Source organism: Ochrobactrum sp. SSR, from assembly GCF_030067775.1.
Lineage (GTDB): Bacteria > Pseudomonadota > Alphaproteobacteria > Rhizobiales > Rhizobiaceae > Brucella > Brucella teleogrylli.
On the sequence record NZ_CP125969.1, the window covers coordinates 360,656 to 379,566 of the forward strand.

Below are 18,911 nucleotides of genomic sequence, written 5' to 3' on the forward strand. Positions count from 1 at the left end.
TGCGAAACTGATTCCGAAAGACGCTTTACGATACTGATTTTCTTAGTCTTTTACACGAGGATCGGACTGCTTCATCCAGCGGGCATTCGATCTGTCGCAATGATCCAGCCTATGCTGCGATGAGCATTTTGCGATCTGCGCGTTCCTGCTGCGGCGAGCGTCCATAGAGTTCGCGATAGCATTTGGAAAAATGCGACGCGGAAACGAAGCCACAGGCCACCGCCACTTCCACCACCGGCATGGACGATTGCAAAAGCAGGTGCCGTGCTCGGTCGAGGCGGATTTCCAGATAATAGCGGGCGGGAGAGCGCCCCATTTCCTGCCGGAACAGACGCTCGACCTGACGGCGCGACAGGCCGATGGTATGGGCGACATTGATCAGCGCCTGCGGCTCGGAGAGGTTGGCCTCCATCATCTCGATGATCGTTAGAACTTTCGAGTTCTGGATGCCAAGGCGCGCGCGCAGCGGCAGACGCTGCCGGTCTTGCGGGCTGCGGACGCGGTCGGTCAGCGCCTGCTCGCAGATTTTGTTGACCAGATTGGCGTCGAAATCATCGCCGATGAGCTTCAGCATCATGTCGAGCGAGGCTGTTCCGCCTGCGCAGGTGTAGATATTGCTGTCGAACTCGAACAGGTCGGCATAGACTTCCGCCTTCGGAAACGCCTCGGCAAAGCCCGGCAGGTTTTCCCAATGAATGGCGCAACGCTTGCCGGAAAGGAGGCCGGCTGCCGCAAGGATATGCGCGCCGGTGCACAGGCCGCCGACCGCGACGCCGCGGTTATATTCTTCGCGCAGCCAGGCGAAGACCGACTTGTTGCGGAATTCCTCGACATAGACGCCGGAACAGACGAACACCATGGACGGGCGCTGCTCGCGTTGCAGATAGCGTCGTTCGTCTTCCAGCGAGGCATTGGCGGCGCAAACCACGCCGTTCGATGCCGTTACTGGCTGGCCATCCGCCGACGTCAGACGCCAGCGATAGGCTTCGTAACCGAGCATGCGATTGGCGATGCGTAACGGCTCGATGGCGGTCGCAAACGCGATCATCGAGAAGTTCGGCACCAGAAAAAAGACAATAGACCGCTTAACCGATGAAGCCTGGTTCATAACCGGACCGTTCCCACTTTATGAAGCACGCGCTGCGGTTCCCGACGCGGCGATGCTTCCGTCTCCGTCACGACTGCGGGGCCTGTTTTTGCCCCGCTTTTTTGCCGGTCGCTATCAGACCGGCGATCCCGGCATCATTGCCCGCAAACACTAGGGGAGAGCAATGACGCAAACGGGACAGTGCTTTATTGAGACACAGAACGGTTAGGTTGCAAAGTGCGGCTAAATGCCTGCCGCGAGAAGGTATTTTCATGTCGTGAAAATGAGGGCGAGACAGGCTCGCCCTCATTGGAAAAGAGATGTTTGTCGCAAATCAACCGTTGTGGAGCGTGTTGGCACGCGTGGGTTGGCTCGGTCGGGTCATCGGAAGGCGGTCATCGATTGCGGGCCAGCCGATGTCCTGCCGAATATGTTCCGGCAAATTCTGGATCGAGAGGCGCGTGCGTGCAATTTTGCGGTCGAGCATCCACTGTTCGATCTGGCTTCTTATTTCAGAGTGGGCCTGACGCAGCCATGTAAAGATCGAAGGCGATTCCGACGTCGCTGAACGACGGTCGCGGGCTGCTGTCTGGCTTAGGGCTTGGCCCATAGTTTGGCATTGTGCGGTCATTTTCGGTCTCCTCGGGGCGAGAATGGATTGGTTTGAATGCCTGCTGCAGCGGGATGGGTGTTTTCGATGTGCTTAATGTGCGCTGTGCTTGACGTTCAATCAAACGAAATATAAAAAAGGCTTAAGATCAGAAAATTTGATTTATCATCACCGGAGTTCCGTCATGACAGCGCCCGTCCAGCATCCTTTGCCAATGCTCGATATCGATGTCCTTCGCACCTTTGTGGCGATTGCGGACACCGGCAGTTTTTCATCCGCAGCCAATGCGGTGTTTCGCACGCCATCGGCCGTATCGATGCAGATCAAGAAACTTGAAGAGCAGATCGGCGTCGCCGTGTTTGACCGCGATGCCCGTTCGGTGACACTCACCAGCGATGGCGAAGTTCTGCTCGGTTTTGCGCGTCGCCTTCTGGCGCTCAACCGTGAAGCGGTTTCGAAATTTGTCGCGCCGACTGTCACCGGCGTGGTGCGGCTGGGCTCGCCCGACGATATCGGCGAATGTGTTTTGCCGCTCGTCTTGAAGCGTTTTGCCGAAACCCATCCCGGTGTGACCGTCGATGTGGTGATCGATCAGAGCAGCAATCTGCGCAAGCGCCTGGATGAACGGCGTCTCGATGTAACGCTGGTGAACATGTCGCATACGGTGCCCGGCAAGGGGGACACGGAAGTTCTGCTCGATGAGGAACTCGTCTGGGCCGGGGCGAAATGTGGAACGGCTTATCGTCGCGATCCGCTGCCGCTTTCCATCTGGGAAGAGGGCTGCGCCTGGCGCGGCAATGCTCTGGAAGCGCTTGAAAGCTCGGGGCGTCCCTATCGCATCGCTTATATGAGTTCGCATTCTACCGGGCAGCGCGCCGCCATCATGGCCGATCTCGCCATCGCGCCTTTCGCGAAGACCTTGCTTGGCGAAGGCATTGTCGCGCTGGGTTCGGAACATGGCCTGCCGGAACTGGGGCGCTATCAGCTTGGCATGATCATAAAGCCGGAAGCCGGACCACATATCCATGCAGTGGCGGAGAACTTGCGCAATGTGTTCGAAGCTTATCGTCGGACGGGCCGCTTCGAGACTTTTCGTTCTTGCTGATACATCTCACAAGAACTTGTGGGTCTAAGTAATCCCGTCTCTTGTCAGGCCGAAATGTTGCGCTAGATTTCCTCTATGACAGCCGGATGAAACGGCTTCATCGCCAGCTGACAGAGGCGGGGTCCGGGGTGGGCCGATGGAATGCTGGCACGATACAAGCATGTGTGCCCATTGGTTTGGGCTGTAACGACATCCTTATTCGGAGAGACCGCTATGAAACTGACCCGCCTTGTCCCGGTTGCTATTGTTCTCTGTGCCTTCACACTGGCTTCTTGCGCCAATACGGTTCGCGGCGTCGGACGCGATGTAAAAGGCACTGCAAATGCCGTTCAGGAAACGGTTGAATAAGGTTTTAAGCAAAAGGCCCGGGATATGCTCCCGGGCCTTTTTCGCGACGCGCATTATTGCGCGTTGACCAGAAAATAACCCACCTGCATCTGCATATCCGGGCGTGTTTTATAAGCGATGCTCGTCGTGAAGATGCCCGTCGTCGGCAGCGCGATATCGGCATTCGCCAGAAGATTCGCAATGTGGGCGTTGGGCGTAGCGTCGCCAAACCACATGACCAGAATTGGCGCTGTGATTTGCTTGGCCCCATCGGGCGTTTCCGGGTGGACAACTTTCAGCGACGGATCGAAGAGCCGGAAATTGCCCGGTATCTGCGCATTATCGGCCACGATGGTCCTGAAATGTCCGTGGCTGCTGATTTCCGTATAAAGCTGACGATAATCCAGCTGACCGTAGGGCGGCATGCTGGAGCCGTAGACCAGATAATAGGACAGGACCGGCGGAACCAGCAGCGCAACCAGCGCGCCCATTGCTGCATATTCGATGACTGGGCGCTTGCCGATACGGAAGCGCTCCAGACGAAATGCCAGCACAGCCGGCAACAGAAACAGCACTGGCTGAAGCCAGCGGTCCTTGACGTCATTGGCGCCGGTAGCAACGACGCCGACGAAAACCACGAGCAAGCCGACAAGCACGAGGCGACGCATGAATGTCTCGCCGGGCGTGTAGGGCGTGGTTGGCTTTGTGCGCTTTTTGTAATGGATCAGCGCGATGATAGCCGCGATTGCCAGGGCGAGCACAGAGAACAGGAAGGCCGCTTCCACGAAGCTTTCAATGCCGTTCAGCCGGTCGAAGATCGGATTGCCCGATGCGCCCATCTGCAACTTGCCGGAACGGGCGATGACGCTCGATTTGTGCGCGAACATCCATGTTGCCGTCGGGCCGACACAGATCGCGAAGGCAAGCAGGGTGACAGCCGAAAGTTTCGACAGCAGCACAGTTCGATATTCGGGCACTGAAAGCCCAGTTATGATCACCATGATGAGGAAGAACGACGCGTTGAACTTGCCCAGAAGTGCAGCGGTCATGGCAACGCCAAGAAGGGCAGCCGAAATAACGCTGCGCTTGCGCATATGCCAGGCAAAGGCAAGGAAGGTCCATCCGCAACCCGCCGTGCCAGCCACCGAATGGGTCAAGGCGCGCTGCGATTCCCAGCCGATTTGCGGAATGAGAAACAGGCCGAGCATGCTGGCCGAGGCCACGGCGCGCGAAAACCCTAAAAGCCGCATCGCGCCAAAGACGCTGAGGAACAGGCTTGCCAGCATGCCGAACTTCACGATTTGAAGCGTCAGCATCGACGTGCCCAGCACGGAGGCGGCAAGATTGGTCGTCCAGGTATAGAGTGGTGGCTGCGAACCGCCATAACCCCAGTCGAGATAGCCTATATTGGCGAGCTGTTCCGCGTCATCGAGCCCGGCACCGTTGGAGATATAAGTCACCAGAACGGCCTGAAGCACGAAATAGCACACTATAAAAAGAACGGCCCAAGGCAGTCCCAATATTTCTTTGTCTGCGGTAGACGCGGTTTGTCTTAATGCGGTCAAGCTTGAAGTCCCGATGCTGAACGAAATGCCCGGATGGGCGCAAACAGGCTGCTACATGTCACAGGATTATGTTCGGATTTCAATCCGGGTAGCGCCAATCAATCGAAATATGAGGACAATATTTGATAAAATTTTCGTTTACGGCAAAAACCGCGCTGCCTTTCGGCGCACGGTTTTGCCAACTACGCATGGCAATCTCACCGGACTAAACGCTGGTGAGAGATACATAAAGCTCCGGTACGCAATACCAGATCCGGAGCATCGAGAGAGGCTCAGCCTGTCTCGAGCTCCTTTTTATCCGAACATCGTTACCGTACGGTTAGCAGACGATTAAGCAAATCTAAACATTGCCTTTTTTGGGCAAGTTTTTCACGGATGTGATGTTTTTTTACTTGGCGTCGGATTTTGCCCGCAAATGATTGATGATGCCGGAGAAATCTTCGCCACCATGACCTTCACCGTCGAAAAGCGCGTAAATCGCTTCGGCATGGGCACCAAGCGGCGTTTCCGCGCCCGCACTTTTCGCCGCTTCCTGCGATAGCTTGAGGTCTTTCAACATGAGTGCTGCGGCAAAGCCCGGTTTGTAGTCGCGATTGGCGGGGGAGGTCGGCACCGGCCCCGGGACAGGGCAATAAGTGGTGAGCGACCAGCATTGGCCCGACGAGGTTGAGGCCACGTCGAAAAGCGCCTGATGCGAAAGGCCGAGCTTTTCGGCCAGCACGAAGGCCTCGCTGACGCCGATCATCGAAATGCCGAGAATCATATTGTTGCAGATCTTGGCGGCCTGTCCGGCTCCATCGCCGCCGCAATGCACAATCTTGCCAGCCATTGGCTTGAGGATCGGTTCGCCACGCTCGAAGGCCTTGTCGCTGCCGCCCGCCATGAAAGTGAGTGTGCCTGCGGCTGCACCGCCGGTGCCGCCCGAAACCGGCGCATCGATGGAGAGGTGACCGTGGCTGGCAGCGAGAGCATGCGCCTTGCGTGCTGAATCGACGTCAATCGTGGAGCAATCAATGAAAAGCGAGTCTTTACGGGCCGTAGGCGCGATTTCCTCATAAACGGCGAGAACATGCTTGCCTGCGGGCAGCATGGTTATAACTGCGTCTACGTCGGCCACGGCTTCCACCGCGCTCGCGGCGATCTGCAATCCATTGGCGCGGGCTTCTTCAAGATGCTGCGGCAACAGATCGAAGCCGCGCACCGTATGTCCGGCCTTGACCAGATTTGCCGCCATCGGGCCGCCCATATTGCCGAGGCCGATGAATGCGATAGTGGCCATGATAAACTCCTCCGTATAAGTGCTGTTCAGCGCCCGATCATATGCCTTGCAATGATCACGCGCATGATTTCGTTGGTGCCTTCCAGAATCTGGTGCACGCGCAGGTCGCGAACCAGCTTTTCGATCCCATAATCGTGAAGGTAACCATAACCGCCAAAAAGCTGCAGCGCTTCATTGGCGACATTGAAGCCCGTGTCGGTCACAAACCGCTTGGCCATCGCCGACCATTTGCCAGCATCGTGGGTTTTGCGGTCGAGCTTGCTGGCGGCGGCATAAAGCAGCAGGCGCGCTGCCGAAAGTTCCGTCTCCATGTCCGCAAGGCGAAACTGCAGGGCCTGAAAACGGTCGATCGTTTGTCCGAAGGCTCTGCGTTCACCGCAATATTCCAGCGCCTTGTCGAGCGCGGATTGCGCGCCACCAAGCGAACAGGCACCTATATTCAGACGCCCGCCGTCAAGACCCGCCATGGCGATCTTGAAGCCGGTGCCTTCATTGCCAAGCCGATTTTCCACCGGCACGCGGCAGTTGTCGAAAATGACGGTTCGCGTCGGCTGACAGTTCCAGCCCATCTTGTATTCATTGGCGCCAAACGACAGGCCGGGTGCATCTTTCGGCACAATGAGGGTGGAAATACCCTTCGGACCGTCCTCGCCGGTACGCACCATGGTGACGTAGATGTCAGTCTCTCCGGCGCCGGAAATAAACTGCTTGGCGCCGTTGATGACATATTGATCGCCGTCCCGCGTCGCACGGGTGCGAAGGGCGGCGGCGTCCGAGCCGGACCCCGGTTCGGTCAGGCAGTAGCTGGCAAGCCAGTCCATCGCTGTCAGCTTGGGCAGAAACTGCTGTCGTTGCGCTTCGTTGCCGAATGTGTCGATCATCCACGCAGCCATGTTGTGGATTGAAACAAAGGCCGAGAATGACGGGCAGGCCGCTGCGAGCGCTTCGAAAATAAGCACTGCATCCATGCGTTTCAGCGCTGATCCGCCAACATCTTCGCGGACGTAAATGCCGCCCATGCCGAGCGATCCGGTCTCGCGGAGTGCATCAACCGGGAAATGCTTGTCGCGGTCCCATTGCAGCGCGTGGGGTGCAATCCGGTCGCTGGCGAAGCCGCGCGCCATTTCCTGAATGGCAAGCTGTTCTTCATTCAGCTCGAACTGGTTTTGTTCGGCAGCATCCATGGTTTCCTCCCTCAGCTTTGAAAGTTGAGTACCACTCCTCTGTTGTGGACTAGAGCATAAGACCGGATGGCTGCCAACGCTCTATTGGAATAATCTTGCTCACATTTGTAATAAACTGATGCGCATTTTTGCATAGAAGGTGTGTCGTTGAACGCTTCGGATGTGCTGTAAAGCATAGGCTGCGACCCAGATTGCCATGGCTTGCCGTTTCGGCTACGCAGGTCCTATGGTACGGGCAATTATGTTTCAGGGAACGGGGTCTGATGTCGGCAAGAGCGTGCTTGTCGCTGGGCTCTGTCGTGTGGCGCGCAATCGCGGATTGAAGGTCCGCCCGTTCAAGCCTCAGAACATGTCGAACAACGCTGCTGTCAGTGACGACGGCGGCGAAATCGGTCGTGCCCAATGGTTGCAGGCACTGGCGTCGGGCGTGCCATCCTCGGTGCATATGAACCCGGTTTTGCTTAAACCTCAGACAGATATGGGCAGCCAGATCGTGGTGCAGGGTCAGGTGCGTGGCGAGGCACGCGGGCGCTATTATCAGGAATTGAAGCCGCAGTTGATGGCGTCGGTGATGGAGTCCTTTTCCATCGTCAGTGAAGGCGCTGATCTCGTGCTGATCGAAGGTGCGGGGTCGCCCGCGGAAATCAACCTTCGGGCGGGCGACATTGCGAATATGGGTTTCGCAACGCAGGCAGATGTGCCGGTGGTGCTGGTCGGCGACATTGATCGGGGCGGGGTGATCGCCTCTCTGGTCGGAACCCATACAATTTTGTCGGACGAAGACCGCGCCATGGTGCGCGGTTTCATCATCAACAAGTTTCGTGGTGATATTTCTCTGTTCGATGACGGGCTGGAAGCAATCGAACGCTTCACCGGCTGGCGCTCGTTCGGTGTGGTTCCGTGGCTAAAGGCGGTTTCCAGATTGCCTGCCGAGGATTCGGTGGTTCTGGAGCGCGCCGTGCGCAGTGCTGACAAGGCGCTAAAAGTTGCGGTGCCGATGTTGCCGCGCATCGCCAATTTTGACGATCTGGACCCGCTGAAAGCCGAGCCTGCGGTGGAGGTGGTCATGGTGCCGCCCGGTACGTCTCTTCCGCCCGATGCCGGGCTGGTTGTACTGCCGGGAACGAAATCCACGATCACCGATCTGCTGGCTTTCCGTGAAAACGGTTGGGATCGCGATCTGGTACAGCACGTGAAGCGGGGCGGACATGTGCTGGGTATCTGCGGCGGGTTTCAGATGCTGGGGCGCAGCATCCATGACCCGCACGGTATCGAAGGGCAGGTGCGCGAAGCAGAAGGGCTGGGGCTGCTCGACATCGAGACGGTCATGGAGCCGGAAAAAGTCGTCCGCAATGTGAAGGCGACTTCGCTGCTCTATGATGCGCCGCTCGAGGGATATGAAATTCATGTTGGCCGCACGACAGGTGCGGATATGTTCAGGCCTTTCGCGCGCATCGAAAATCATGATGACGGTGCGATATCTGCCGATGGCCGCATCATGGGCACTTATTTACATGGTGTTTTCGGTGCGGATCGTTTTCGGCAGCAATTTCTCGCAGCGCTAGGTGTTGAGGGCGGAATAGGCAATTACCGCCTGAGCGTCGAAGCGGCGCTGGATGAACTGGCGGAAGGGCTGGAAGCCTGTCTCGATATCGATGCGTTGTTTTCGCTGATCTGACACAACTGTACTCGTTCAGTCTCGATAGTTTCACGTATCAGGGCTATTTTTTGGTCTGATATGACAATAAATCTTAATTATATATAAATTTCAGATAATTCTAATATACTGTATCGTATAAAAATTTATACTGGCATTTTTACCATCTCGTTTCATTCAAAATATATTTAAAATTATAATGAGGCTATTTTGATATTGAGGTTTTTATATCAAAATCATCATATTGTTTTTCGCCGTCATCTCTACGTATATTCACTCTTGGCGGTCAATGCATTGTTCATTGTTTCGCCTCAGGTCGATTTGATTACCAGCCGATATTTTTTCAAACACGGGGATTTTTCCGCGTCGAATTCACCGGCTTGGGTCGCCCTTAGGGATTTCCACCGTGTCAGTCAGTGTTGGTTGCTGGCTGCAATGCTGGTTTTGATCGGTTTCTACGCGTTGTGGCGGCGCCCCATCCTTTCTATCGCCCCTCACAAGGTGCTTTATGTGCTTCTGACCTTTGCGCTTGGCCCAGGCATCGTAACGCAAAGCCTGAAGTTGCTGATCGGAAGAGCGCGGCCACGACATCTGCTGGAATTTGGCGGCTCAATGAATTTTACACCGGCCTGGCAGATGGCTGCGACATGTAGCAAAAACTGCTCATTTCCGTCGGGAGAGGGCGCTGCTGCGGCTGCGATGCTGTCGCTTTTAATATTCGTTCCTGAACGCTGGCGCGTTATGTCCGCCGCGATTTTCATTCCAATCCTCATGCTGATTTCCATGAACCGTGTTTTCATGGGCGCGCATTTTCTATCGGATGTGGTGATCGCATGGAGTTTGGTGGTGGGCGTGATGTTGTGGCTCTGGCCCAGGATCAATGCCAAGGCGGAGACCATCGACCGCTGGGTTCGGCGCAAGGGGCAATTTCTGCGCCCTCGCGCTGATTGACGGCCTATCAGCAAAGGCTTAATGTCCGCGCATGTGACAGGTTTTCGCCGGACGAATCTGGTGAAACCAAGAGGGAATGCGAAGGACGGACCCAATCAGGGCGTTTCTATCGCAGCCGACCCCGCGACTGTAGAGCGGAGAGGAATGAAGCCAAGCCGGGCAACCGGCAGCCACTGGAACATCACGTTCCGGGAAGGCGGTGACATTACCGACGACCCGCGAGCCAGGAGACCTGCCTGTTGCAGAAGGGTATTTTACCCGCGCCCCATGGGAGGTTTTTCCCTGCTGCCTGCACGGAGGTTGTCATGGCTGCACGTATGAATAATTCTGTCTCCGCTACTATTCCCCTGCCTTTGGCTGCGCGCCTCGGTACGGCGGTGGTCTCCCTGCTTCTCGGCGCGTTTCTTATCTATGGCGTTGGCATTGCGCATTCGGATGCGCTGCACGATTCAGCGCATGATACCCGCCATTCTTACGGTTTTCCCTGCCATTGATGCTTTGCATCGACATTGTGAGCCGCGCCCTTGGCCGGTTTGCATGGGGAAATGACCATATGTCTGTTTTTCTAGGAAGCTGACATTGCAGAGCGTCGGATAGCGTTTGCTACCGACGGGCTTTGCAGCTGGGGAATTGAAATGTTGATCCGTTATCTCTTGGCCACGCTTGCTGCGGGCCTTCTGGCAGGGCTTCTGGTGACGCCTGCCATGTATCTCAAAACCGTGCCGCTGATCATTCAGGCGGAAGTTTACGAAGAGGCGGGCGGCGGCCATAGCCACGGACCGGCGGAAGCCGCGCCGCATGAACACGCCGCTGAGACGCCTGCCCATGACCATGCGGCAACTGCCGCGCCGGAGGAAGAAGGAGCCGGAGCAGAACTGCCTTTCGGTCGCCTTGGCAATACAATCCTCGCCAATCTTGTTGCGGGTGCCGGTTTTGCACTGCTGCTTGGCGGTATCGCGCTGCTGATTGGTCGCCCGATCACCGTGCAGAACGGGCTTTACTGGGGCATGGCCGGTTTCTTTGCGGTGGCATTCTTGCCTGCGCTCGGTCTGTCGCCGGAACTGCCAGCCATGCCTGCCGACGATCTTGCAGAGCGCCAGCTTTGGTGGATTTCGACGGTTGTTCTCAGCGGCGTCGGCCTTTATCTCATCGTGCTGCGCGGAGAAATCTGGGCAAAACTGCTCGGCCTCATCGCCATTATTGCGCCGCATCTCTATGGCGCGCCGCATCCTGAGGATATTGCGTCGCCTATTCCGTCGCTGCTTGCGTCGCAATATGCGGTCGCCTCGCTGGCGACGAACCTGTTCATGTGGGCGGTGATTGGTCTGGCGCTTGGCTGGTTCATCCAGCATTACGCCTCATCGGAACTGGAAGGCTGAAAGCATGGCTCTGCCCGGAAAAATAACCTTTGTTCTTGGCGGAGCCCGTTCAGGCAAATCGTCCTATGCCGAAAAACTGGTTGAAGCCTCCGGGCTTCAGCCGGTCTATCTGGCGACTGGTCGGGCCTTCGACGGAGAAATGGAAAGTCGCATCGCGGTGCATCGCGACCGGCGCGGCACGCAATGGCAAACAGTCGAAGAGCCGTTCGAGCTGAAGGGCGCGCTTTTGCAACAGGCACAATCGTCCAGATTTGTGCTGGTTGACTGCCTGACCTTGTGGGTCACCAATCTCATGATGGCCGAACGCGACATTGCTGCGGAAGGGCGTGATCTGGTGACCGCGCTTTCTGAGCTGGGCGGGCCGGTTGTTTTCGTCTCCAACGAGGTGGGTCTTGGCATCGTGCCGGAAAACCGCATGGCGCGGGAATTTCGCGATCATGCAGGCTTTTTGCATCAGGCCATCGCTGCGGCGGCAGACGAAGTTTATTTCATGGCGGCGGGCTTGCCGCTCAAGATGAAGGGATAATTTTATGCAGGGCCAAAAGATACCGGCGACCGTGATTACCGGGTTTCTCGGATCGGGGAAGACCACGATGATCCGCAATCTGCTTGAAAACGCCAATGGCAAGCGCATTGCGCTGATCATCAATGAATTTGGCGATCTTGGTGTCGATGGCGGTATTCTGAAAGGTTGCGGCATCGAAACCTGCCGCGAGGAAGATGTGATCGAACTCAACAATGGCTGCATTTGCTGCACCGTTGCGGACGATTTCATCCCGACCATGACCAAGCTGCTCGACCGCGCGGATCGCCCGGATCACATCGTCATCGAGACCTCCGGCCTCGCTTTGCCACAGCCGCTTGTGGCTGCCTTCAACTGGCCGGAAATCAAGACGCAGGTGACTGTGGATGGTGTGGTCACGGTGATCGATGCCGCCGCTGTCGCCGAAGGCCGCTTCGCTGATGATCATGACAAGGTGGATGCGCAGCGCGCCGCCGATGAATCACTGGACCATGAAAGCCCGCTGGAAGAGCTGTTTGAAGATCAGATTCATGCGGCCGACTTGATCGTGCTCAACAAGGCCGACCTGATCGATGCCTCAAGCCTCGATAGCGTGAAGGCGGATGTTGCCGAGCGCTCGTCGCGCCGCGTCAACATGGTGCCTGCAAGCTTCGGCAAGCTTGGCGCTGATGTGCTGCTTGGTCTTGGCGTTGGTACGGAAGACGATATCGCCAACCGCAAGTCGCATCATGAAATTCATCATGCCGATGGTCACGAGCATGATCATGATGAATTCGAGAGCTTTGTGGTCGAGGCCGGTTCCGTGTCGGACCCGAAGGCTTTTGCCGAAGAGCTGAAGACCATCATCGCCGACCATGATGTTCTGCGCCTCAAGGGCTTTGTCGATGTGCCCGGCAAGCCGATGCGTCTAGTGGTGCAGGCTGTCGGCCCGCGTATCGAGCATTACTTCGACCGCCCATGGGGCAAGGATGAAGCCCGTTCGACGCGTCTCGTTGTCATCGGCCTGCATGAGATCGATGAAACCGCCATTACCAAGGCCGTGAAAGACGCAGTTTTGTAATGCATCTTCTGCTTGCCCAGAAAGGAACGATCAGCGACGGCAATGAGGCCGTCGATCTCGGCCAGACGCCCGGTGACATTCTGTTCCTTTCCGCCGCCGACACGGAGCTGGCCAGTCTTGCGCAGGCGCACCGCGCTGAGCCAAACGGGCCAAGCCTGCGGCTCGCCAGTTTTCTGAGCCTGACGCATCCTATGTCCGTCGATGCTTATGTCGAGCGGACGGTGCGTCATGCAAAGCTGATTGTCGTGCGCATTATCGGCGGTGAAACCTACTGGCCCTATGGGCTGGAAGCACTTCATGCCTGCGCTGTGAACAACGGCGTCAAGATCGCGGTGCTTCCGGGCGACGACAAGCCGGATCATGGGTTGGATCGCTTTTCGACGGTTGCAAACGCTGACCGTGACGCGTTGTGGCGCTATCTGATTGAGGGCGGCGCTTCCAACATGCGCGCTTTCCTCGATTATTGCGCCGCGCTGATCCACGGCGGCGAAAAGCCAGCCGAAGCCGCGCCACTGCTCAAGGCGGGGCTTTGGTGGCCGGGCGAGGCGGTGGTTTCGCTCGATCTCATCAGCAGTCGTTGGATCGAGAATGCACCCGTTGCGGCAATCGTCTTCTATCGCGCGCTGGTGCAAAGCGGCCAGACTCAGCCGGTTGAAGCACTAATTACGGGTTTGCAGGCGGAAGGCATCAACCCGCTGCCTCTGTTCGTCTCCAGCCTCAAGGACCGGCTGTCCGCTGCCGTGGTGGACGGTGTTTTCGAAGATTGCGCGCCGGATATCGTGCTGAACGCGACCGGCTTTGCCATTTCGTCGCCAGGTGCTGAGCGCAAGCCGACGGTACTCGACAAGCGCGGCAACATGGTTTTGCAGGTGATTTTTTCGGGCACGCCAAAGGCGGTCTGGCAGGCATCGCAGCAGGGACTGCTGGCCCGCGATCTCGCCATGAATGTTGCCTTGCCGGAAGTGGACGGGCGCGTCCTGTCGCGTGCGGTTTCGTTCAAATCGGCGCGGCAGTTCGATGCGGCGGTGGAGGCGAATATCGTCACCCATGAGCCCGATGAAAACCGCGTGACTTTTGTTGCGAAACTCGCGGCGAACTGGGTCCGACTGAAGCGGAAGAAGGCCGGGGAACGCCGTGTGGCGTTAATCCTCGCCAACTATCCCAACCGTGACGGGCGGCTTGGCAACGGTGTCGGTCTGGATACGCCTGCCGGAACGGTTGAGACGCTCAGGGCCATGGCCGATGCGGGCTATCAGACTGGCGAAGTGCCTGCTGATGGCGATGCGCTGATGCAGCTTTTGATGGCAGGGCCGACCAATGCCGCGCGCGATGGGCGCGAGATTCGCGAAACCATTTCGCTCAATCAATACAACGACTTTTTCAAAAAGCTTCCCAATGCGATTCAGGCGGAAATCACCGCCCGCTGGGGCGAGCCGGAAAGCGATCCATTCTACGACCGGGAACGCATTGCTTTTGCGCTGCCGCTGATGCGGCTTGGCGAAACGCTGACCGGCATTCAGCCCGCCCGCGGCTACAATATCGATCCGAAGGAAAGCTATCATTCGCCGGATCTGGTGCCGCCACATGGCTATATCGCATTCTATGCTTATTTGCGCGCCGTGGCGAATGTCGATGCCATTGTTCATATGGGCAAGCACGGCAATCTCGAATGGCTTCCGGGCAAGGCGCTGGCGCTGTCGGAACACTGCTATCCGGAAGCTGTGTTCGGGCCCACGCCGCATATCTATCCGTTTATCGTCAACGATCCGGGCGAGGGCACACAAGCGAAGCGCCGTGCGGGTGCGGTGATTATCGATCACCTGACGCCGCCTTTGACCCGCGCCGAAAGCTACGGCCCGCTGAAAGATCTCGAAGCGCTGGTCGATGAATATTACGAAGCCTCGGGCGTCGATCCACGCCGTTTGTTGCGGCTCAAGGGGCAGATTCTCGATCTGGTGCGCGATATCGGCCTCGACCGCGATGCGGGCATTCACGACCATGACGATGAAGATATGGCGCTGCAAAAGCTCGACGCCTATCTCTGCGATTTGAAGGAAATGCAGATCCGCGACGGGCTGCATATTTTCGGGCAAGCGCCTCAAGCGCGGCTTTTGACCGATCTTCTGGTGGCGCTGGCCCGTGTTCCGCGTGGTGTGCCGGTTTCGCTTGGCGGGAGTGCCGGTGACCAGAGCTTGCAGCGCGCCATTGCGGCTGATGCGGGGCTGGATGAAGGTTTCGATCCGCTGGATTGCAACATGGCCGATCCGTGGACAGGGCCGAAGCCGGAATTGCTGGCCGAGGTTAGTCCGGCGACTTGGCGCATCACGGGCGATACGGTGGAACGTATTGAACTTCTGGCAGCAAAGCTTGTCTCGGGCGAGCAGGCTTGTCCGCAAGACTGGCAACAGACGGGTGCCGTGTTGCAAGCGATCGTCGATCATCTGCGCCCCAGCGTTCTTGCCTGTGGCCCCGCAGAAATCGAAGGACTGTTGGCTGCGCTCGATGGGTGCTTCGTGCCGCCGGGACCATCCGGCGCGCCAACGCGCGGACGGCCCGATGTCTTGCCAACAGGGCGTAATTTCTTCTCGACTGACAGTCGTGCGGTGCCAACACCTGCCGCGTGGGAACTCGGACGCAAATCGGCGGAACTGTTGGTTACCCGCTATACGCAAGACCATGGCGAATGGCCGACCTCCTTCGGTCTCACGGCTTGGGGCACATCCAATATGCGCACTGGCGGCGACGACATTGCGCAGGCGCTGGCGCTGATCGGCGTCAAGCCGGTCTGGGATATGGCCTCGCGGCGCGTCACCGGCTACGAAATCGTGCCGCCCGCTATGCTTGGGCGTCCGCGTGTGGACGTGACCTTGCGCATATCGGGCTTTTTCCGTGATGCGTTTCCCGAACAAGATCGCCTTGTTCGACAAGGCCGTGCGTGCGGTGGGAGCGCTCGCCGAAGACGCGGAAGACAATCCGATTGCGGCGCGCATGGCGGCAGAGCAGGTGCGTCTTGTGGCCAGTGGAGTCGATGAAAAAGACGGCGCAACGCCGTGCAGGCTATCGCGTGTTCGGCTCGAAGCCCGGTGCCTATGGCGCTGGATTGCAGGCGCTGATCGACGAAAACGGTTGGGTTGGGCGCAACGATCTGGCGGAAGCCTGGCTTGTCTGGGGCGGCTATGCCTATGGCGCGGGCGAGGAGGGGCAGGCAGAGCGTGGCCTTCTCGAAGAGCGCCTGCGTTCGGTGCAGGCCGTCGTGCAGAATCAGGACAATCGCGAGCATGATCTTCTCGACAGCGACGACTATTACCAGTTCGAAGGCGGTATGGCCGCGACGGTGGAAAACCTGACCGGTGCCATGCCAACGGTTTATCACAACGATCATTCGCGACCGGAAAAGCCGGTGATCCGCACGCTTGAGGAAGAGCTTTCGCGGGTGGTGCGCGGACGCGCCTCAAACCCGAAATGGATCGCGGGCGTGATGCGCCACGGCTATAAGGGGGCGGCGGAAATCGCAGCGACGGTCGATTATCTGTTCGCCTTTGCGGCGACCACCGGAAAAGTCGGGAACCATCATTTCGAGGCGGTCTATCAGGCCTATATCGCCGACAAGGCGGTGCATGATTTCATGGCTGAAAAGAACCCGGCAGCGCTGGCGGAAACCGCCGCGAAGCTGAACGATGCCATCGAGCGCGGTTTCTGGACGCCGCGTTCGAATTCAGCGCGGTTCATATTGGAAAATCTTCAGAAGTTGAATCCGGAAAGGGCGACAAATGGCTGAGAAATCTGAAAAACTTCTGTCGATGACGGAAGAAGAGCTGAATGCGCGCCATGCCGACAAGATGCGCAAGAAGAAGGCCGCGCGCGACAAGATACAAGCCACCAAGACCGAGGAAAAGGGTCTTGTGATTGTCCATACCGGCAAGGGCAAGGGCAAATCCACTGCCGGTTTTGGCATGGTGTTCCGCGCGCTCGGTCACGGTATGAAGATCGGCGTTGTGCAGTTCGTCAAAGGATCGTGGGACACCGGCGAACGCTGGGTTCTGGAAAAATTTCCCGATCAGGTGACGATTTCGGCACTGGGCGAAGGCTTTACCTGGGAGACGCAGGATCGCAGCCGCGATATTGCCATGGCGCGTGGCGCATGGGAGCAGGCCAAGGCCATGATCATGGACGAAGAGATCGACATGGTGCTTTGCGACGAACTGAATATTGTTCTGCGCTATGATTATCTGCCCGTGGAAGAGATCATCGAAGTGCTGAAAGCCAAGCCGGAAATGAAGCACGTCATCGTGACTGGTCGGAACGCAAAAGATGAGCTGATAGAGGTGGCCGACCTTGTCACGGAGATGGAAATGATCAAGCATCCGTTCCGTTCGGGCGTGAAAGCCCAGAAGGGGATAGAGTTCTGATCATGTTAGCAAGCTGGCAGTTCTGGGCGTTGATGTCGGCGGTATTCGCCGCGCTGACCGCGATTTTCGCAAAGGTCGGCATTCAGGGCATCAATTCGGACTTTGCAACACTGGTCCGCACCTTTGTTATTATCGGCGCGCTGTGCCTGTTTCTGACGATCACCGGCCAATGGCAAAGGCCGGGTGAGATTTCTGCCAGGTCGTGGCTGTTTCTCGTCCTGTCCGGTCTGGCGACTGGCGCGTCCTGGCTTGCCTATTTCCGCGCCTTGCAAATTGGCGATGCGGCGCGCGTCGCGCCGGTCGACAAGCTTTCGGTGGTGCTTGTTGCGCTGTTCGGCGCTGTGTTTCTCGGTGAGCGCATGTCGACTATCAACTGGTTCGGCATCGTGCTGATCGGCTGTGGCGTGGTGCTGGTGGCGCTACGGGTTTAGAACCCAACCCATTGCCGGAGCGGATTGGTCGGGTCCATCAGAAGGCGCACAGCCAGAGCGAGGCTGACCACGATCAACAGCGGCTTGATCATGCGCGATCCAACCTTCATCGCCAGACTTGCGCCAATCTGCGCGCCGATGAACTGCGCAATGCCCATGCAGATACCGATTTTCCAGTTGATGACGCCGACAGCCGCAAAAGTCGCAAAGCCGCCGACATTGGAGGCGCAGTTCAAAAGCTTCGTATGGGCTGTCGCTTTCAGCACGCCGTAGCCCGCCAGCGCCACGAAAGCCAGCATGAAAAACGATCCGGTGCCCGGACCGAACACGCCGTCATAAAAGCCGATCAGCGGCACGATGGTCATGCCGAACAGGAACGGGCCGATGCGGCGGGAACGGTCGATATCGCCGATATTTGGTTTCAGCGCGAAATAAAGGGCGATTGCCATCAACAGCAGCGGCAGCGCGGCGCGCATGATTGCGACCGGCAGAACTGTTGCGAGCAGTGCGCCGAAAACCGAACCGACGAGTGAAGCAAGCGCTTCCTGCCATTGCTCGCGAATGTTCACGTAACCCTTGCGGGCATAGGCGATTGTCGCCGAAGACGAGCCGAACAGACCCTGCAACTTGTTGGTGCCAAGCGCTTCCACCGGAGGAATGCCCGCAAGCAGCAAGGCGGGAATGGTAATCATGCCGCCACCGCCGGCAATGGAATCGATGATGCCAGCGATGAACGCGGCAGCCGTCAGGAGCAGGGTGAGTGTATCGAAGAATTCTAGCATGGAGAGGGTCCGGGAACTGATGTCGCAACATAACGTTGTTTTCCCGATCCGCCAGCATTAATGATGTGCTTCTAACCACGAACCCGGAGGGGCGCCTATGAGCGAAAGCATCTTCGACCGCATTAGCGCATTTTTGAACAAGAAGAGTGCCGTGCAGCGTGTTGCCGATGATCCGGCGCTGGCTTCCGAATTGCTCCTGCTTCTGCACGTTGTGTTCGCCGATGGCGACCAGCATCCGGCGGAAATTGCTGCCTTCAAGGAAATCGCCTTCAAGAATTTCGGCATCGCGGCGGAAGATATTCCGGAAGTGGCCGAATATCTGAAGGATTTCGCTTACGAAACCACCACCAAGCAGGCCGCCAACATGCTGGCCGAAATGGCGCCCGAACGGCGTCTGTCGTTGTTGCGCGATCTGATGACGATTGCCTGCGCCGATAATCGCATCGATAAATCGGAAACGGTGCTGATCCAGCGTGTTGCCGATGTGCTGGGCATCAAGCGCGAGGAATTGCAGCAGGCGCAACGGGGCTCGCCCTGTGGGGCGTGAGGCGCGGCTTGCCGT

General features: G+C 57.6%; 17 protein-coding genes, 1 pseudogene and 1 riboswitch. Of the genes and pseudogenes, 12 read left to right on the plus strand and 6 right to left on the minus strand.

Translation table 11 applies throughout. The annotated features are described in order from the left end of the window. Positions 1–109 precede the first annotated feature (109 nt). Both QLQ11_RS01640 and QLQ11_RS01645 read right to left on the minus strand, forming a co-directional pair. Positions 110–1,108: a GlxA family transcriptional regulator gene (locus QLQ11_RS01640; RefSeq protein ID WP_109369301.1), complete on the minus strand. Its 999-nt coding sequence runs from the start codon at positions 1,106–1,108 to the stop codon at positions 110–112. Positions 1,109–1,421: 313 nt separating this feature from the next. Beyond that, complete coding sequence (locus QLQ11_RS01645) at positions 1,422–1,718, minus strand: DUF1127 domain-containing protein (protein ID WP_124916210.1); 297 nt, start codon at positions 1,716–1,718, stop codon at positions 1,422–1,424. 163 nt (positions 1,719–1,881) lie between these two features. Here QLQ11_RS01645 and QLQ11_RS01650 point away from each other — a divergent pair, with 163 nt between their 5' ends. Both QLQ11_RS01650 and QLQ11_RS01655 read left to right on the plus strand, forming a co-directional pair. Further along, positions 1,882–2,802, plus strand: coding sequence for a LysR family transcriptional regulator (locus tag QLQ11_RS01650; RefSeq protein ID WP_109369299.1), 921 nt, complete (start codon positions 1,882–1,884; stop codon positions 2,800–2,802). Between the two features lie 213 nt (positions 2,803–3,015). Next, complete coding sequence (locus QLQ11_RS01655; RefSeq protein WP_010659830.1) at positions 3,016–3,150, plus strand: entericidin A/B family lipoprotein; 135 nt, start codon at positions 3,016–3,018, stop codon at positions 3,148–3,150. A gap of 53 nt (positions 3,151–3,203) precedes the next feature. On the opposite strand, the gene QLQ11_RS01660 is transcribed toward QLQ11_RS01655, so the two are convergent. The 3 genes from QLQ11_RS01660 to QLQ11_RS01670 form a co-directional block, all read right to left on the minus strand. Then, positions 3,204–4,589: a glycosyltransferase family 39 protein gene (locus tag QLQ11_RS01660; protein WP_235858884.1), complete on the minus strand. Its 1,386-nt coding sequence runs from the start codon at positions 4,587–4,589 to the stop codon at positions 3,204–3,206. A gap of 493 nt (positions 4,590–5,082) precedes the next feature. Continuing rightward, the gene (mmsB, locus tag QLQ11_RS01665; RefSeq protein ID WP_109369297.1) at positions 5,083–5,973 is read right to left on the minus strand and encodes a 3-hydroxyisobutyrate dehydrogenase; all 891 of its coding nucleotides are present in this window, start codon (positions 5,971–5,973) and stop codon (positions 5,083–5,085) included. A 26-nt stretch (positions 5,974–5,999) separates the two neighbouring features. After that, positions 6,000–7,157, minus strand: coding sequence for an isobutyryl-CoA dehydrogenase (locus QLQ11_RS01670; RefSeq protein WP_109369296.1), 1,158 nt, complete (start codon positions 7,155–7,157; stop codon positions 6,000–6,002). Between the two features lie 226 nt (positions 7,158–7,383). Here QLQ11_RS01670 and QLQ11_RS01675 point away from each other — a divergent pair, with 226 nt between their 5' ends. The 9 genes and pseudogenes from QLQ11_RS01675 (at position 7,384) to QLQ11_RS01715 (ending at position 17,567) form a co-directional block, all read left to right on the plus strand. Continuing rightward, positions 7,384–8,835, plus strand: coding sequence for a cobyric acid synthase (locus QLQ11_RS01675; protein WP_121536348.1), 1,452 nt, complete (start codon positions 7,384–7,386; stop codon positions 8,833–8,835). 189 nt (positions 8,836–9,024) lie between these two features. Further along, positions 9,025–9,765 carry a phosphatase PAP2 family protein gene (locus tag QLQ11_RS01680; protein ID WP_124916209.1) on the plus strand — a complete coding sequence of 247 codons (741 nt, stop codon included), beginning with the start codon at positions 9,025–9,027 and terminating at the stop codon, positions 9,763–9,765. 21 nt (positions 9,766–9,786) lie between these two features. Then, positions 9,787–10,020, plus strand: a riboswitch (cobalamin riboswitch). 50 nt (positions 10,021–10,070) lie between these two features. Beyond that, the gene (locus QLQ11_RS01685) at positions 10,071–10,259 is read left to right on the plus strand and encodes a CbtB domain-containing protein (protein ID WP_109369293.1); all 189 of its coding nucleotides are present in this window, start codon (positions 10,071–10,073) and stop codon (positions 10,257–10,259) included. 141 nt (positions 10,260–10,400) lie between these two features. Further along, entirely contained in the window at positions 10,401–11,144 is a 744-nt protein-coding gene (locus QLQ11_RS01690; protein ID WP_109369292.1) for a CbtA family protein, read from the plus strand. A 4-nt stretch (positions 11,145–11,148) separates the two neighbouring features. Further along, positions 11,149–11,670 carry a bifunctional adenosylcobinamide kinase/adenosylcobinamide-phosphate guanylyltransferase gene (gene cobU, locus QLQ11_RS01695; RefSeq protein ID WP_109369291.1) on the plus strand — a complete coding sequence of 174 codons (522 nt, stop codon included), beginning with the start codon at positions 11,149–11,151 and terminating at the stop codon, positions 11,668–11,670. Between the two features lie 4 nt (positions 11,671–11,674). Further along, positions 11,675–12,727, plus strand: coding sequence for a cobalamin biosynthesis protein CobW (cobW, locus tag QLQ11_RS01700; protein WP_121536344.1), 1,053 nt, complete (start codon positions 11,675–11,677; stop codon positions 12,725–12,727). Next, positions 12,727–16,505, plus strand: a pseudogene (cobN, locus tag QLQ11_RS01705) (cobaltochelatase subunit CobN). Before cobW ends, cobN begins: the two are co-directional and overlap by 1 nt. Then, on the plus strand, positions 16,498–17,136 hold the full coding sequence (cobO, locus tag QLQ11_RS01710) for a cob(I)yrinic acid a,c-diamide adenosyltransferase (protein WP_109369288.1): 639 nt from the start codon (positions 16,498–16,500) through the stop codon (positions 17,134–17,136). Before cobN ends, cobO begins: the two are co-directional and overlap by 8 nt. Before the next feature lie 2 nt (positions 17,137–17,138). Then, positions 17,139–17,567: an EamA family transporter gene (locus QLQ11_RS01715; RefSeq protein ID WP_109369287.1), complete on the plus strand. Its 429-nt coding sequence runs from the start codon at positions 17,139–17,141 to the stop codon at positions 17,565–17,567. Here QLQ11_RS01715 and QLQ11_RS01720 read toward each other — a convergent pair. Further along, the gene (locus tag QLQ11_RS01720; protein WP_109369286.1) at positions 17,564–18,349 is read right to left on the minus strand and encodes a TSUP family transporter; all 786 of its coding nucleotides are present in this window, start codon (positions 18,347–18,349) and stop codon (positions 17,564–17,566) included. The genes QLQ11_RS01715 and QLQ11_RS01720 overlap by 4 nt on opposite strands. Positions 18,350–18,446: 97 nt before the next feature. Between QLQ11_RS01720 and QLQ11_RS01725 the strand changes: the two genes are divergently transcribed. Further along, positions 18,447–18,896, plus strand: a complete 450-nt coding sequence (locus QLQ11_RS01725) for a TerB family tellurite resistance protein (RefSeq protein ID WP_109369285.1) — start codon at positions 18,447–18,449, stop codon at positions 18,894–18,896. Positions 18,897–18,911 lie beyond the last annotated feature (15 nt).

What these genes read in the sequence shown, in the direction of transcription:
- QLQ11_RS01725 (WP_109369285.1), top strand. Translation starts at nt 18,447, where the DNA reads ATGAGCGAAAGCATCTTCGACCGCATTAGCGCATTTTTGAACAAGAAG.
- QLQ11_RS01720 (WP_109369286.1), bottom strand. Translation starts at nt 18,349, where the DNA reads ATGCTAGAATTCTTCGATACACTCACCCTGCTCCTGACGGCTGCCGCG.
- mmsB (WP_109369297.1), bottom strand. Translation starts at nt 5,973, where the DNA reads ATGGCCACTATCGCATTCATCGGCCTCGGCAATATGGGCGGCCCGATG.
- QLQ11_RS01675 (WP_121536348.1), top strand. Translation starts at nt 7,384, where the DNA reads ATGGTACGGGCAATTATGTTTCAGGGAACGGGGTCTGATGTCGGCAAG.
- QLQ11_RS01690 (WP_109369292.1), top strand. Translation starts at nt 10,401, where the DNA reads ATGTTGATCCGTTATCTCTTGGCCACGCTTGCTGCGGGCCTTCTGGCA.
- QLQ11_RS01715 (WP_109369287.1), top strand. Translation starts at nt 17,139, where the DNA reads ATGTTAGCAAGCTGGCAGTTCTGGGCGTTGATGTCGGCGGTATTCGCC.
- QLQ11_RS01655 (WP_010659830.1), top strand. Translation starts at nt 3,016, where the DNA reads ATGAAACTGACCCGCCTTGTCCCGGTTGCTATTGTTCTCTGTGCCTTC.
- cobW (WP_121536344.1), top strand. Translation starts at nt 11,675, where the DNA reads ATGCAGGGCCAAAAGATACCGGCGACCGTGATTACCGGGTTTCTCGGA.
- cobU (WP_109369291.1), top strand. Translation starts at nt 11,149, where the DNA reads ATGGCTCTGCCCGGAAAAATAACCTTTGTTCTTGGCGGAGCCCGTTCA.
- QLQ11_RS01685 (WP_109369293.1), top strand. Translation starts at nt 10,071, where the DNA reads ATGGCTGCACGTATGAATAATTCTGTCTCCGCTACTATTCCCCTGCCT.
- QLQ11_RS01640 (WP_109369301.1), bottom strand. Translation starts at nt 1,108, where the DNA reads ATGAACCAGGCTTCATCGGTTAAGCGGTCTATTGTCTTTTTTCTGGTG.
- QLQ11_RS01650 (WP_109369299.1), top strand. Translation starts at nt 1,882, where the DNA reads ATGACAGCGCCCGTCCAGCATCCTTTGCCAATGCTCGATATCGATGTC.
- QLQ11_RS01645 (WP_124916210.1), bottom strand. Translation starts at nt 1,718, where the DNA reads ATGACCGCACAATGCCAAACTATGGGCCAAGCCCTAAGCCAGACAGCA.
- QLQ11_RS01670 (WP_109369296.1), bottom strand. Translation starts at nt 7,157, where the DNA reads ATGGATGCTGCCGAACAAAACCAGTTCGAGCTGAATGAAGAACAGCTT.
- cobO (WP_109369288.1), top strand. Translation starts at nt 16,498, where the DNA reads ATGGCTGAGAAATCTGAAAAACTTCTGTCGATGACGGAAGAAGAGCTG.